We start from the raw sequence: 14,981 nt of genomic DNA on the forward strand, positions 1-14,981 counted from the left end.
ATATCAACGATTTCTCGGATATATCGATTGTTCGACAAAACATAACAAAAAAAGACGTGCATTCATTGCACGTCTTTTTGTTATTCTCCTATATAATGGATATATACAATATTTGAAGAAAGAAGGATAGAACTTTGCTAGTAGAACTAAGGGGAATTCAAAAGAAGTATGGCAAATCACTTATACTAGACAACATTGATTTATCCATCCCAGAAGGAGAAGCGCTCGCCATTGTTGGCGGGAACGGGACTGGAAAAAGTACTCTACTCAAAATAATTGCAGGCTTTATTTCACCTACGGCAGGGGCACTTCAAAGAAAAGAACATATACAAATTGGCTATGTACCTGAACATTTTCCTGAAGGGATTCGTTTTACATTAGAGGATTATTTATATCATCTCGGCCACATTCACGGTTTATCAACAAAATATGTAAAAGATAAAATTCCGATGCTCCTTGAATCTTTTCACCTACATCATGCAAGACATTCCGTTGTACGAAACTTTTCAAAAGGTATGAAACAAAAAACCGGTATTATGCAAGCATTACTTACAGACGTCCATTTATTAATTTTAGACGAACCGCTTTCTGGGCTCGATCCTAACTCCCAGCAAGAATTAGAACATATTTTACTCTCATTAAAACAACAAGGCATATCTATACTCTTCACATGTCACGAAAAACAACTATTAGAAAACTTCGCCGATAGAATTGTGACGTTAACAAATCATACAATCACAGCAGATACTTTTGTACAAAAAGAGGCAGAACAAGTCTATATTGAAGCAATCGTTCACGACACATTTTCAGCGATAGAACTACAAAAGCAATCCGGTTTTATACACGTTACACACAATTCAAATCAAAACCTTATTCAATTACAAATTGAAAAAGAATATACAAACGACATGCTTCAGTTTTTATTACATAAAAAAGCATCTATCACACTGCTACAACCTAATTTTTAAATCGAAAGAAGGTTTATTATGTTCGCGCTTATTCGTTACCATTTTCTCGACTATACAAAATCGTATAAGTACGTCCCTCCTATTGCGATGTACTTTGTGAGCTTACTTTTTGTATATACATATAAACCGACTCCTATTGTACCGACATATTTAGAAACAGCACTTGCGCTTTATTTATTATCTGCCTGGATTACAATCACAATTTTTCATACGGAAGACCCTATACAAGAGCAAATTACTATTTCTCACACAAATAATATTTCCGCACTATATGTTGGTAAATATATTACAGCTCTTCTCATTTGTACTGTGTTATCTTTTATATCCGTACTCTACCCAATTATTTTGCAAATGTTTAATGAAAAAATAACAGTTTCTTTATTTCTAGTCGGATTTCTCGCTCACATGTCTTTCTCTATACTAGGAATTTCAATCGCAACATTATTTACTAGAAATATAATTCAAAAAGCAGGCACTGCTTGGCTTAGCCTTACATTCATATTACTTATAACGATTGCTTCTATCCAATTTAAAAAAGAGTTACTATGGTTTTTACCACCTGTCGAAAGCTTTCTCATGCTTGGACAATACAACTATAATATACTGACTCACACACTATGGCTCACAGCTTGGGCTATCGTATATTCATTTTTATTATTTACCTTATTTCTTTTTATCGTTCGCAAAAAACGTTTTTAATTACATATTAAAGGAGACGAAACAATGATCGGAATACTAGCAGGAATGGGACCAAAATCAACTGGGCCATTCGTCGATACAGTTGTAGCAAGGTGCCAAACAATATACGGAGCAAAGTATGATATGGACTTTCCTCATATGATGATCTATTCGTGCCCAACACCGTTTTACATGGATCGCCCTATTGATCACGAAGCGATGAAAAAAGCAATTATTGAAGGAGCACAAAAACTTGAAAGTACTGGCGCAAGCTTTATCGCTATGCCGTGCAATACGGCGCATCTTTATTTTGAAGAATTACAGCGTTCGCTTTCTATCCCGATTTTAAATATAGTCGATGAAACGTTACAATCAATTCCTGAAAATACAAAAAGAGTCGCTCTTCTCGCAACAGAAGCAACTGTTCAAGCCGGTATTTATCAAGACGGGATTGCAAAACGGAATATAGAATACATTCATTATGAAAAATGGCAAACGATGATTAATCAAATTATTACGTATATTAAAAGCGGGGAAGTTGAAAATGCTCGCAAATTATGGAGCGCGCTCGTTGTGCAGTTGAAGGATGAAGTAGATACCGCAATTATCGCATGTACTGATTTGAATGTTGTAGCGGCTAGTGAGAATTTTGTTGATTCTTCTCAATGTCTTGCGAAAGCGGTTGTTAGGATGTATCTATCAAATACAAAGAAATCTTCATAAACATAGAAAACATCCCTTTTGAAATGTGTTTTATGTTTTATGAAAATCATCCTAAAAACTTTTAACTTTCTTCACAATTCTTTCAAAGTAATCACACTTAATCTCGCTATATTAAATAAGTAGTTATTCATATAGGGAAGGTTAGGGGAACTGAAAGTATGAAAGTAAATCGTTCGCTTCATTACATTTTTTGGCGTTGGCATTTTTATGCTGGGCTTTTTATTACGCCGCTTCTTATTACATTGTCACTAAGCGGAATTGGGTATTTATTTCGGGAAGAGGTTGAGGATTTCATCTATAAAGATTTATATTTTGGGAAGAGCGCTCAAACGGAATCTATTTCGATGTCTGATTCTATTTCCTTAACAGAGAAAAAATATCCACATTATAGCGTGGCGAAAATTAGTGAGTTTAATGGGGATTATAATACGAGACTTACGATTGCAAATGAGTATACTGGGCAACAAAAATATGTGTATTTAGATAGTAATAATCAAATTGTTGGGGATCAAAACGCAAGTGAAACGTTTGCTAATATAATGAGGGAATTACATAGTTCTCTTTTAGTTGGTGGCACTGTCGTAAACTATACTGTAGAACTCGCGGCATGCTGGACAATCTTTTTAATCGTAACCGGATTGTACATGAGTATACGACAATTCAAAAACACACCATCATCCAATAAGCGAGAAAAAGCAAAAAGACGTCATTCTATTATCGGTATTATATTTACAATTCCTCTCTTTCTGCTAGTCGCATCTGGATTGCCATGGTCAGGATTTATGGGGAACCAAATTTATAAAATCGCATCGTCAAATGAATCACTCGGATATCCCAAATTGTACATGGCTCCGCCTGAATCAAAGGTAAAAGAATTGCCGTGGGCAACAAGAAAAGAAGCTCCGCCTGAATCAAATTTAAATGAACCGAAAGCAATTTCTGTCGATGAATTACAAAAAGGAATTGAAATAAAGAAGCCATATGTTATTTCCCTACCAGCTGATCCGAAAGGTGTATTCACTGTTTCGAAATCGAGCGGTTCTGGTATTACAGGTATGCATGTTGCACCAAATGAAGAGATAACAGCTTACTTTGACCAATATAGCGGGGAGCTCATTTCAAAAACGGACTATCGTGATTATGGATTACTTGCACAATGGTTCACTTACGGTATCCCGCTTCATGAAGGACATTTATTCGGATGGCCAAATAAAATATTATGCTTACTAACGACATTATCTCTACTACTTCTCATTTATTACGGAATAAAAATGTGGTTAGCAAGAAAGCCGAAAGGAAAATTAGCAGCACCTCCAAAACAAAGAGATAAGAAAAGTATATTCGTTTTCTTTATCATGATGGTGATACTAGGCGCTGTCATGCCTTTATTTGGACTATCTGTTTTAGTTATTTTTGCAATTGAACTTCTTATATATGTATTTTTAAAAATACGATCATAATGAAAAAGCATTTGTACCATCGTGTACAAATGCTTTTTATTTACTGTTCTCTTTTTTTCTACCACTTATTAAAAAAACAATATCTACTATAATAATCAATGCAATGATAATTTGAGCTACATAATCCATCGTTGTAGGACCGCCGGTTTTATTCATCATCATATACATTCCAGTTACAAATGAAATGGAAAGTAGCACAAGTAATGTTACTTCAATATTGTCATATGGCTTTTGAAACAATCGCTTCATTTCCACCACCATCTTTACCATATTATAACAAAAAAACCACTCTACATGAGTGGTTTTCTTCATCACTGCGCTGTTTTCTTTCGGTACATCTTCCCGTTCCAATAGAAGAATCGTGAAGTGAGGCCTCCGTACTTTACAATGCGCCGTGCCATTTTGTGCATATTCTTTTGTGCTGATACTTTTTGATCTGATAAATAAATACCAAGTAACCCTCGGCTTATGAGACGATGAAACTTCGCATGAGGCAAATCACCAATGCTCTTCTCTGCTTCTTCTACAAAGTGTTTCATCCGATCTAATATCGCTTGCTCGTTTTCGTAATAACTACAGAAATTCAAATCTCCGCCTATACGGTCTTCTTCTTGATCAATGAAATAATCAAGCAAAATATGAAGTCCTTGTACGTAAGGGAAGTACCCTTGTCTAATTTTCGCAATATCTTCATCATGTAACTCATCATGAAATGCATATGCTACAAGACAGAAAATTCCAAGTGTAGAACCGGCACATGCTGAAAATTCAAACCAACTCATCTCAGGTAAGTTTTCTTTATGTGCTTCAAACCAATTTTTCAAGCGCGGCTCTCTTTCTTCTAATTTCACGTGTTTATGAATTTGCAAATCACAATAATAACAAGCAAGTTCATGAAGAACAGGAGCAATTTTGTCATAGTGCTTCGTTTTCTTTAAAACATCTTGGCATGTTTCAACAAGTTCATCTAAATAACCACCATCATCTTGATCATCACGATAACGATAATAATTACCGCCACCTTCTACTTCAGGTGATAATGCCATTAACATCGATTCATGCAGTGCGGCAAAATCATTTGGATCAAGTGATGTACTGCGATCACATAAATTATCTAAATAGTCGCTGATCGTTTGATACGCTACGATAAAACGAATACATTCTTCTCGGTGTTCATTTGCTAGCAGAGCTAAAATGCCACCGCCCTCACAATGAAACGTTTTATGCTCAATACTTGCGATTGCCTGACTATGAAGCTCATCATTCGGAATATGGTAGGCACGCTCTTTCCACATCGCTAGCTCATGGTGTACAACCGGAAACACATCACGGTATACTTTCGCCATGAGCGTTATGGGATTACTCGGTACGTTCACTTCTTCCTTCATCTCCTCTATTAAATGTACAAATAATGATTTATTTGTTTGTTTTTACTATATTATTGACATGCATTTCAGTAAATGACTGAATATAACTCAAAATTTCATCACGCTCATACTCATTTAATAACTCGTGATAACAATTCGGCCATTCTTTAAAAGCCTTATCACTTATTTTAACATTATCAAACCAAGTGCGGACACGTGTTTTATCTACAAGTTTATCCTCACAAGCTTGCATTAGCAAGAGCGGAACATCTGGAAAATCATCTATTTTTTTATGAGCAATTTCGATAGACTTAATCAATTCACTATACCAACGTACTGATACTTTGCGCAAGAACAAAGAATCATTCTCCATTGCATCTCTCACTTCGTGGTTACGTGTTGACATTTCCACCGTAAGATTCGTTGCAAATTGCAATTTTGGAGCCACAACATTTAATATTTTTGAAGCAAATTGAAGCGGAGCAGAGGGTCCAGTCACTACCCCTAAACAAGGCGAACTCAAAATAATACCCTCTACATCTTCTCTCTTCGTTTCTTGCATCATACGAATGACAATAAGACCACCCATACTATGACCGAATAGAAAAATAGGTAACCTATACTTTCTTGCTTCTTTCACCCATAGTTTAACTTCCTCTATGTATTCATCAAATGAATCAATATGTCCTCTATTTCTTGAAGTCGTTCCATGTGATGGAAGATCCCCCATCACGACGTGGTAGCCGATATGATTCCACATTTCCGCAACGGCTTCGTAACGTCCGTGATATTCCATTGCGCCGTGCACAATAACAATGACAGCCTTTGCTTCCTCCGCTTCATAATTCCACATACGGCTCTCCTCCATTTCACTCTTTCTCATAATTTGATACACTAAAACTAGTCTCTAGGAAAGGAAGACTTTACATGATATATCCTTACAAAGAAAAAAAACCGAAAATTGCGAGTAGTGCTTTTATCGCTGACTATGTTACGATTACAGGCGATGTTTACGTTGGCGAGGAATCAAGTATTTGGTTTAATACAGTCATCCGTGGTGATGTGTCACCAACGATCATTGGAGACCGAGTAAATGTACAAGACCAATGTACACTCCACCAAAGCCCTCAGTATCCTCTTATCTTAGAAGATGATGTTACAGTTGGGCATCAAGTTATTTTACATAGTTGTCATATTAAAAAAGATGCTTTAATTGGAATGGGATCCATTATATTAGATGGTGCTGAAATTGGCGAAGGAGCTTTTATCGGCGCTGGAAGCCTCGTTTCACAAGGAAAGAAAATTCCACCAAACACGTTAGCTTTCGGTCGTCCCGCGAAAGTCATTCGTGAATTAACAGCAGAAGACCGTAAAGATATGGAGCGTATTCGCACGCAATACGTTGAAAAAGGTCAATATTATAAATCATTACAGAAGTAAATTTCCGCTGCCATAAGATTGGCAGCTTTTTTTATATAAAAACTAACTTTTTCTTTACAAAACATTATTACTCCCTCAACAAAATCTTATTAAAATAAAAGCTAATATCTCCATATATATGTAAACGAGGGAGGAGAATTTTCATGAAGGTCAGTGGATTATATAAAATAGAATGTTACATTTTCAAAGGAATTAATCGCTACTTTGATCAAAAAACATTAAATATCTTTTTCAGCAATATTACTCATATCGGTGGCGCGACTTTCTCCATCGCACTCACACTTTTCTTTTTAATTTTTGCAAAAGGTACTTTACATCAGGCAGCAATTGCAACTGCTATTTCTTTAGCAATTAGCCATATTCCTGTACAAATATTAAAAAGATGGTATCCACGAAAACGTCCTTATTTAACAATTCAGGATGCAAAATATCCAGTCCATCCATTAAAAGACCACTCTTTCCCGTCTGGTCATACAACAGCCGTTTTCTCTGTCTTCATTCCATTTATTTGCTATAATCCAAGCTTACTTGCTTTCCTATTACCGTTAGCGTTATGCGTCGGTATTTCACGTATTTATTTAGGCCTTCACTATCCGTCAGATGTATTCGTCGGTATGTGCCTTGGCACTTGTTCTGGCATCATCTCTTTTTATCAATTCATCCCACTTTTCACATAAAGGAGTGATATGATGAGAGTCGCCATTTTTACCGATACTTTTACGCCACAAGTTAACGGGGTTGCGAAAACGTTAGAGCGATTAACACAATATTTTCAGAAAGAACAGATCGCCTATTCTGTTTTCGCCCCTCAGCATACAGCTGAAGATAATTTTGTAGCGAATGTGAATAAGATGAGAAGTATCCCGTTAACAATATTATATCCAGAATGTCGTTTTTCTTTTCCTACTCCGCGTATTAAACGGGAACTACTTTCCTTTAAACCTGACATTATTCACATTGCCACACCTTTCAACATGGGACTTTGTGGATTGTATTATGCAAAAAAGTTAAACATCCCAGTTGTCGGTTCTTATCATACTGATTTCGATGCCTATTTACGTTATTACAAAATCGAATTCCTCTCCAATATGCTTTGGAACTATTTAAAATGGTTTCATAGTCATATGCAAAAAAATTTTGTACCTTCCTTTGAAACATTACATCAATTAAAAAATAAAGGCTTTCAGACCCTCTCTATATGGGGACGTGGTGTAGATTGCACACTCTTTCATCCAGCTTACAATACAGACCTATTCCGAAAAAAATATAATATTACAGCGAAGTATGTCCTTTCCTATGTTGGACGAATTGCTCCTGAAAAAGATATTGATACGCTGCAACACCTTATCGTTAAAACAGCACATACTCGAAACGATATTCATTGGCTCATCGCAGGAGACGGTCCTCTAGCAACAAGTTTACGTGAAGCTGTTCCGAAAACAAATATCACTTTTACTGGCTATTTACAAGGCGGGGATTTAGCTGAAGCATATGCTTGTTCTAACATAATGGTGTTTCCATCAGCTACTGAAACATTCGGAAATGTCGTACTTGAATCACTCGCATGCGGTACACCTGTTATTGGTGCAAATAGTGGCGGGGTTAAAAATATTATTACAGATGGAAAAACGGGAGTTCTTTGTCCGCCTAAAAATGAAGATGCATTTCTATCATCCATTTATTTTTTATTACAAAATGAAGAAAAACTTGAGCAGATGGGAATAGAATCTTCCTCTTTTGCGAAATCAAAGAGCTGGGATGAGGTCTTTCGTGGCTTGCTTAACCAATATGAAGAAGTCCTTCAGCATAACGCATCAGAGTTGCTTGCTTAAATAGAAAAACTCCCTTCAAAAAACGAAGGGAGTTTATTACATGGTCATAAATTTTAGTTTAATAAATGATACATAAGGTTAAGCATTGTTTTATTTCTATATTAATTATATCAAAAATAAACATAACTAAACAGACTTGTAATAAAAACCCATAAAAATTAATATATGGTTATACAGTGTTTTAACTGTATAATGATTTTAAGAATTCCCCTTAAAATCAACTCACTCACATACCTTTATACAGCAATTGTTCCCCAATTCTGTATATCAAAAAAACCTTTCATTCATTTGAAAGGTCTTTTTGAGCCTGCACATATTCTTCTTTCGTATTTACATTTATAAACCAATCCGCATTCGCTTGTACATCTTCTCCAGAAACATACTTCACATTACATTGTGATAAAAGCTGCCCCATACTTCTTTTTTCTTCCTGAAGTAAAGCATAAATCTTTTCTTTCACGCGGTTATGATACGCCGCAAGTAGCGGTTGTTTTCTTCCATTAATAATAGGTACAACCGCATCATATTCATTGTTCGTTTGCTCTAGTAAAATGGTAAACCATTCATGCGAAACATTTGGCGCATCGCAAGGCATAATAGCGTACCAATCTGCTTCTATGTATTCCATTCCTGATACAATGCCGGCCAGCGGTCCATTCCCTTTATAGTGCGGAATGTCTTCTATAACAGGTACTTGTACGAATTGCTCTACTCGCTCTTTTATATCAGTATGGCTAATTACTACAATGTCTTGCAAAGTATTTCCCATCACTTTCACAATACGCTCAACAAAAGTAGTTTCCTTCCAAATTGCTAACGCTTTCGGCTCACCGAATCTACTCGACATACCACCTGCTAATACAATTCCAGCATACTTACTCATTGGCGATGCAGCTCAAATGTAATATGACCTAATTCCGGTAAAATTAATTTATTCATCGCAAGGCGAACCGCTCCGCTAGACCCTGGCATCGAGAAGACTACTTTGCGCCCAATTGTACCACCAATCGCTCTACTTAACATTGCGCTGCTTCCGATATCTTCTAAATAACTAATCATACGGAACAGCTCACCAAATCCAACAATTTCTTTATCTAATAACGCTGATACTGCTTCAATTGTGACATCGCGTTTCGTAATACCAGTACCGCCATTTGTTAATACAACATCTACATCTTCCTTATGATAACCAGCTAACACTGCTTGCTGAATACTTTCTTTATCATCTTTTACAATTTCATAAGAAGTTACTTTATGTCCCGCTTCTTTTAACAATTCATGTAATAGTTGTCCGCTCTTATCTGTTTCTTCCGTACGTGTATCGGAAATCGTCACGATCTTGCAACGCACTTCTTTTGGAGCTTGTTTTTTATGTTCAGTTACACTCATTTTTTATCTTTCCTTTCTTAAAGACTTTTCTTCATTTTATCATACATACCTTTACACAATTATGTATGAAGCCAATCATGCGCCATGATACAATATAAGTATACTAACCCACAAAAAGGAAAGTGCCCTTTCTTATACTCCTAGACTACACATCTTTAGCTACTCTTTATATTTTCTACATAATAGAATTCAATTTTAAAACTTGTACTAAAAAATAAATTGGAGGTCTACATAGTATGGAACTTTATAAAAAATTAACAACAACATTCATCCTCTTATTCGTCGCTTCCATCACTGTCGGTTTTTCTCTAAAAGGCGCAATTCCATACGCTACATTAGTAAGCATTATATTCGCGACACTATTTTTACTAAGTAGTGCCTTTTGCGCAGGTAAAGCACGTCAAATGAAAGGTTGATTACATATGTTCCAGAAGAAATCAATCCTTTGTAAATCATGTGAAAAGGAAATACAAAAGGAGGACTTACATTGTTTGAATCAAACCGTATCCAGTTACGAAAGTTTTCCGAAGATGATATTCTAACATATTATAAATGGCATAATGATATAGACGTTATGAGTTCAACTACTCTCACTCTTGATAAATATTCCCTTCAAGACACAGAAAAACTTTGCCAGCAATTTATTCATTCTTCGGACTCTAAGAGCTATATCATTGAAGAAAAATCTACGCATCTTTCAATTGGTATTACTTCTTTAATTCATATTGATTCGTATAATCGAAACGCTGAATGTATTATTGATATTGGTAACAAGGATTACTGGGGGCAAGGTTATGGGAAGGAAGCTTTCACCTTATTATTGGATTATGCATTTTTAGAATTAAATTTACATCGCCTTTCTTTACGAGTATTTTCTTTTAACGATAGAGCAATTAAATTATATAAATCACTCGGTTTTCAACATGAAGGAACTTGTAAAGAAGCTATATTCCGCAATGGCAATTGGCATGACATTGAACTCTTCGCTTTATTCCAACGTAATTATAAATAAAAAAAGCTTTGCGCTCACCGCGCAAAGCTTTTTTTCATATATTATAGACCAGCTTGCTCTTTTAAAGCTGCTGCTTTGTCTGTACGTTCCCATGATAGATCTACATCAGTACGTCCAAAGTGGCCGTAAGCTGCTGTTTGTTTGTAAATTGGGCGACGTAAGTCTAGCATTTTAATAATACCAGCTGGGCGAAGATCGAAGTTGTTACGAACTAGCTCTACTAGTACGTCTTCAGATACTTTACCAGTGCCGAATGTATCAACTGAAATTGATACTGGTTGTGCTACACCGATTGCGTATGCAAGTTGTACTTCTGCTTTTTCAGCAAGACCAGCTGCTACGATGTTTTTCGCAACATAACGAGCTGCATATGCTGCAGAACGGTCAACTTTCGTTGCATCTTTACCAGAGAATGCACCGCCACCGTGGCGAGCGTATCCACCGTAAGTATCAACGATGATTTTACGTCCTGTTAAACCAGCATCACCTTGTGGTCCACCAATTACGAAGCGGCCAGTTGGATTAATGAAGAATTTCGTTTCTCCATCCATTAATTCTGCTGGTACTACAGCTTTAATTACGTGCTCTTTTAAGTCGCGATCGATTTCTTCCCATGTAACATCTGGGTGATGTTGTGTAGAAATTACGATAGTATCAACACGTACTGGTTTACCATTTTCATCATACTCAACTGTAACTTGCGTTTTTCCATCCGGACGTAAGTATGATAATGTATCATCTTTACGTACTTCAGTTAAACGGCGAGCTAATTTGTGAGCAAGCGAGATTGGAAGTGGCATTAACTCTTGTGTTTCATTACATGCGAAACCAAACATTAAACCTTGGTCTCCTGCACCAATTGCCTCAATCTCAGCGTCAGTCATTTGACCTTCGCGTGCTTCTAGCGCTTGGTCAACACCCATAGCGATGTCAGCAGATTGCTCATCGATAGATGTTAAAACTGCACAAGTTTCTGCATCGAATCCGTATTTTGCGCGTGTGTAACCAATGCCTTGAATTGTTTCACGAACGATTTTTGGAATATCTACGTAAGTAGAAGTCGTAATTTCCCCCGCTACCAATACTAAACCAGTTGTTACAGTTGTTTCACAAGCTACACGTGCATTTGCGTCTTTTGATAAGATCGCATCTAAAATTGAATCAGAAATTTGGTCACAAATTTTATCTGGATGTCCTTCAGTTACAGACTCAGATGTGAACAGATGACGTTTTTTTGTCATGTGGTAAACCTCCCTACAGTAATTGTATATATTGTACGGAACTCATCCTTAATTTGCCACAAACTGCGACATACATTTATTCTCCCACACAAGCATACAGAAAAACCTTTCCTACTTTACATAGAGGAAAGGTTTAATTTGCTACTTGCATACTGCTTTTTGCCCTTCGCTCTTATCGTTCGAGACCTGTAGCCTCGCACAGGTTTTAGCACCTATTCACCTGTATTTACCACTACAAGTGAGGTTGCTGGGCTTCATCGGGCCTGTCCCTCCGCCAGCTCGGGATAAGAGAGTATCCGTCCCAACCTATACTAAAGAAATGATATTCATTTGTCAATTAATATTCACATTTTCCTGAAAGTTTTTCTCAATACGCCTGAAATGAAATATTAATAGGGAAATAATGCATTCACACAAACAAAAAGAAATAAATAGTATACATTATTTATATAATTGTGTTATACTCTTGTTGGGGATTACGAGAAATATTTCATTAAATGAAAAGGATGGTATATAAATATGAGTACTGTGAATGTCCAAATTGGTTTACACGAATTATTGAACGGAAGCAATGCACAGATTCAACTAAGTGTTCCGCAATTAGTGGAAAAAGTATTAATGCGAAATGAAGGGAAATTAACTTCTACTGGTGCCGTTTCTGCTTCAACAGGAAAATATACAGGACGTTCTCCTAAAGATAAATTTATTGTGAAAGAAGCATCGGTTGCTGACAAAATTGCTTGGGGAGCTGTAAACCAACCGATTTCTGAAGAACATTTTAATAAATTATATACTAAAGTTTTAGAATACTTAAAAGAAAAAGAAGAGTTATTCGTCTTCAAAGGATTTGCAGGCGCTGACCGCAATTACCGCCTACCAATTCAAGTTATTAATGAATATGCATGGCACAATTTATTTGTACATCAATTATTCATTCGTCCAACTGAAGAAGAATTAACAACTCATGAGTCAGAGTTCACAATTGTTTCTGCACCGAACTTCAAAGCTGATCCAGCTGTTGACGGTACAAACTCTGAAGCATTCATTATGGTTTCATTCGAAAAACGTATTGTACTAATTGGTGGTACAGAATACGCTGGAGAAATGAAAAAATCAATCTTCTCTATTATGAACTTCTTACTACCTGAACAAGATATTCTTTCTATGCATTGCTCTGCAAACGTAGGTGAAGAAGGCGACGTAGCACTATTCTTCGGTTTATCTGGAACAGGTAAAACAACATTATCTGCTGATCCAAACCGTAAATTAATCGGTGATGATGAGCACGGTTGGTCTGATAACGGTGTATTCAATATTGAAGGCGGTTGCTACGCGAAATGTGTAAACCTTTCTCACGAGAAAGAACCACAAATTTTCGATGCAATCACATTTGGATCTGTTTTAGAAAACGTTATCATTAATGACCAAACACGTATCGCCGACTACAACGATACTACTTTAACAGAAAATACTCGTGCTGCATACCCTATGCATGCGATCGACAATATCGTACTGCCAAGTGTTGCTGGACACCCAAATACAATTATTTTCTTAACTGCTGATGCATCTGGCGTATTGCCTCCAATCAGTAAGTTATCAAAAGAGCAAGCTATGTATCATTTCTTAAGTGGTTACACTAGTAAACTAGCAGGAACAGAGCGCGGCGTTACTTCTCCGCAAGCAACATTCTCAACTTGCTTCGGTTCACCATTCTTACCACTTGATGCATCTCGCTATGCTGAAATGCTTGGTGAAAAAATCGAGAAACACGATGCGAAAGTATTCTTAGTAAACACTGGCTGGACTGGTGGCGAATACGGCGTTGGTAAACGTATGAACTTAGGTTACACTCGTGCAATGATTCAAGCAGCATTAAACGGTGAACTTGCGAAAACTGAAACAGCTAAACATGACATCTTCGGTCTTGAAGTTCCACTTCACGTACCAGGTGTACCTGACGAAGTGTTAATGCCTGAACAAACTTGGGCTGATAAAGCTGCTTACAAAGCAAAAGCAATCGAACTTGCAAATGAATTCAAAGCTAACTTCAAAAAGTTCGACAGCGTATCTGAAGACATTATTAACTTAGGCGGTCCAATCGCTTAAATTAAAACTTTCTGTTGGAATAACCCTTTACTCATATGAATAAGTGTCGTGTAACCGTAAAGTTTCGCGTACTCACCGACAAAACCCAATGCGGCTTAACGGTTACACACACTTACATAAAAAAGAAGCTTACGTGAAAACGTAAGCTTCTTTCTATATCTTATATAAAGTGAAACGCTAATCTCTTCATCTGTGACCTAGATTATAAAATTACAGCTTCGAATATATACATTATATCCCTACTCACTACATCTCTCGGGTTTCACATCGTATGGGGCTAAAAAAGGCCCTGACCGCTTCTATTCGTGACTGGATCATCTATTCCATCTAAAAAGAAGTCTTTTATCTTTTTAGCTCTTTGTTAGTTCTTTCTCATCTTTCATGCTATAGTAACCTAAATTCACAACGATTAAGAAATACCCACCCATAATCCCTACTGCAAACGCCCACATAACCATGTGGTGCTCAATTTCGTACATAATAATAGCACCCAAAATGGCAGCTGCAAAACGGTTAAACATACCGAGTGTCGGTGCTTTCGTCTTCTTTACAATACTATCTCCAAGCTTCTCAATTCTTCTGCCTAAAAGCCAAACGCAATACATACTTACGATAAGTCCAATTCCTGCACCTAAAAAATGTGCTGAAAACGGTGTTATCATCCAGCCTAGTAAAAGAATACCTAGTATATAATACGATTGAATTTTAAATGATCTTAGTGACATACTAATCATGCTGTACCTCTCTTCATTCGTTCTTATCTAT

Annotated in this window: 17 protein-coding genes and 1 riboswitch; of the genes, 10 read left to right on the forward strand and 7 right to left on the reverse strand. The window is 36.6% G+C overall.

Annotation, left to right across the window (positions count from 1 at the left end):
* Positions 1-134 precede the first annotated feature (134 nt).
* From BLT20_RS15635 to BLT20_RS15650, 4 genes are all read left to right on the forward strand, one after another.
* Positions 135-968 carry an ABC transporter ATP-binding protein gene (locus BLT20_RS15635; protein ID WP_000959734.1) on the forward strand — a complete coding sequence of 278 codons (834 nt, stop codon included), beginning with the start codon at positions 135-137 and terminating at the stop codon, positions 966-968.
* Between the two features lie 18 nt (positions 969-986).
* Positions 987-1,667 (forward strand): ABC transporter permease, encoded by a 681-nt coding sequence (locus BLT20_RS15640; RefSeq protein ID WP_000457766.1) that lies wholly within the window; start codon positions 987-989, stop codon positions 1,665-1,667.
* 24 nt (positions 1,668-1,691) lie between these two features.
* A complete protein-coding gene (locus BLT20_RS15645) occupies positions 1,692-2,369 on the forward strand; it encodes an aspartate/glutamate racemase family protein (RefSeq protein WP_000579355.1) in 678 nt (225 codons plus the stop codon).
* 158 nt (positions 2,370-2,527) lie between these two features.
* Positions 2,528-3,829 carry a PepSY-associated TM helix domain-containing protein gene (locus tag BLT20_RS15650; protein ID WP_000867834.1) on the forward strand — a complete coding sequence of 434 codons (1,302 nt, stop codon included), beginning with the start codon at positions 2,528-2,530 and terminating at the stop codon, positions 3,827-3,829.
* Positions 3,830-3,865: 36 nt separating this feature from the next.
* On the opposite strand, the gene BLT20_RS15655 is transcribed toward BLT20_RS15650, so the two are convergent.
* From BLT20_RS15655 to BLT20_RS15665, 3 genes are read right to left on the reverse strand one after another with little or no spacing between them, the layout of a single operon-like run.
* Positions 3,866-4,099 carry a hypothetical protein gene (locus BLT20_RS15655; protein WP_002026447.1) on the reverse strand — a complete coding sequence of 78 codons (234 nt, stop codon included), beginning with the start codon at positions 4,097-4,099 and terminating at the stop codon, positions 3,866-3,868.
* A 41-nt stretch (positions 4,100-4,140) separates the two neighbouring features.
* Positions 4,141-5,205: a tetraprenyl-beta-curcumene synthase family protein gene (locus BLT20_RS15660; protein ID WP_001102461.1), complete on the reverse strand. Its 1,065-nt coding sequence runs from the start codon at positions 5,203-5,205 to the stop codon at positions 4,141-4,143.
* A 40-nt stretch (positions 5,206-5,245) separates the two neighbouring features.
* A complete protein-coding gene (locus tag BLT20_RS15665) occupies positions 5,246-6,049 on the reverse strand; it encodes an alpha/beta hydrolase (RefSeq protein WP_000267421.1) in 804 nt (267 codons plus the stop codon).
* Between the two features lie 74 nt (positions 6,050-6,123).
* Here BLT20_RS15665 and BLT20_RS15670 point away from each other — a divergent pair, with 74 nt between their 5' ends.
* From BLT20_RS15670 to BLT20_RS15680, 3 genes are all read left to right on the forward strand, one after another.
* Positions 6,124-6,636 (forward strand): gamma carbonic anhydrase, encoded by a 513-nt coding sequence (locus BLT20_RS15670; protein WP_000640188.1) that lies wholly within the window; start codon positions 6,124-6,126, stop codon positions 6,634-6,636.
* Between the two features lie 143 nt (positions 6,637-6,779).
* The gene (locus BLT20_RS15675) at positions 6,780-7,313 is read left to right on the forward strand and encodes a phosphatase PAP2 family protein (protein ID WP_000868582.1); all 534 of its coding nucleotides are present in this window, start codon (positions 6,780-6,782) and stop codon (positions 7,311-7,313) included.
* 12 nt (positions 7,314-7,325) lie between these two features.
* Positions 7,326-8,468, forward strand: a complete 1,143-nt coding sequence (locus BLT20_RS15680; protein ID WP_001261602.1) for a glycosyltransferase family 4 protein — start codon at positions 7,326-7,328, stop codon at positions 8,466-8,468.
* 280 nt (positions 8,469-8,748) lie between these two features.
* Here the strand turns inward: BLT20_RS15680 and BLT20_RS15685 are convergent, their stop codons facing one another.
* Positions 8,749-9,351, reverse strand: a complete 603-nt coding sequence (locus BLT20_RS15685) for a molybdenum cofactor guanylyltransferase (protein WP_000049594.1) — start codon at positions 9,349-9,351, stop codon at positions 8,749-8,751.
* Entirely contained in the window at positions 9,348-9,857 is a 510-nt protein-coding gene (locus BLT20_RS15690) for a MogA/MoaB family molybdenum cofactor biosynthesis protein (protein WP_000117124.1), read from the reverse strand. The genes BLT20_RS15685 and BLT20_RS15690 overlap by 4 nt, the downstream gene beginning before the upstream one ends.
* Before the next feature lie 236 nt (positions 9,858-10,093).
* Here BLT20_RS15690 and BLT20_RS15695 point away from each other — a divergent pair, with 236 nt between their 5' ends.
* Both BLT20_RS15695 and BLT20_RS15700 read left to right on the forward strand, forming a co-directional pair.
* Positions 10,094-10,273: a hypothetical protein gene (locus BLT20_RS15695; RefSeq protein ID WP_000424805.1), complete on the forward strand. Its 180-nt coding sequence runs from the start codon at positions 10,094-10,096 to the stop codon at positions 10,271-10,273.
* Positions 10,274-10,344: 71 nt separating this feature from the next.
* On the forward strand, positions 10,345-10,869 hold the full coding sequence (locus tag BLT20_RS15700) for a GNAT family N-acetyltransferase (RefSeq protein ID WP_000464126.1): 525 nt from the start codon (positions 10,345-10,347) through the stop codon (positions 10,867-10,869).
* Positions 10,870-10,910: 41 nt separating this feature from the next.
* Here BLT20_RS15700 and metK read toward each other — a convergent pair whose 3' ends face one another.
* Positions 10,911-12,110 (reverse strand): methionine adenosyltransferase, encoded by a 1,200-nt coding sequence (gene metK, locus BLT20_RS15705; RefSeq protein WP_000163123.1) that lies wholly within the window; start codon positions 12,108-12,110, stop codon positions 10,911-10,913.
* A 169-nt stretch (positions 12,111-12,279) separates the two neighbouring features.
* Positions 12,280-12,401, reverse strand: a riboswitch (SAM riboswitch).
* Positions 12,402-12,629: 228 nt separating this feature from the next.
* Between metK and pckA the strand changes: the two genes are divergently transcribed.
* The gene (gene pckA, locus BLT20_RS15715; RefSeq protein WP_000108802.1) at positions 12,630-14,216 is read left to right on the forward strand and encodes a phosphoenolpyruvate carboxykinase (ATP); all 1,587 of its coding nucleotides are present in this window, start codon (positions 12,630-12,632) and stop codon (positions 14,214-14,216) included.
* 350 nt (positions 14,217-14,566) lie between these two features.
* Here the strand turns inward: pckA and BLT20_RS15720 are convergent, their stop codons facing one another.
* Positions 14,567-14,950 (reverse strand): ATP synthase subunit I, encoded by a 384-nt coding sequence (locus tag BLT20_RS15720; RefSeq protein ID WP_000624922.1) that lies wholly within the window; start codon positions 14,948-14,950, stop codon positions 14,567-14,569.
* Between the last annotated feature and the right edge of the window lie 31 nt (positions 14,951-14,981).

The organism is Bacillus sp. cl96 (assembly GCF_900100505.1).
GTDB classification, from domain to species: Bacteria; Bacillota; Bacilli; order Bacillales; family Bacillaceae_G; genus Bacillus_A; species Bacillus_A cereus.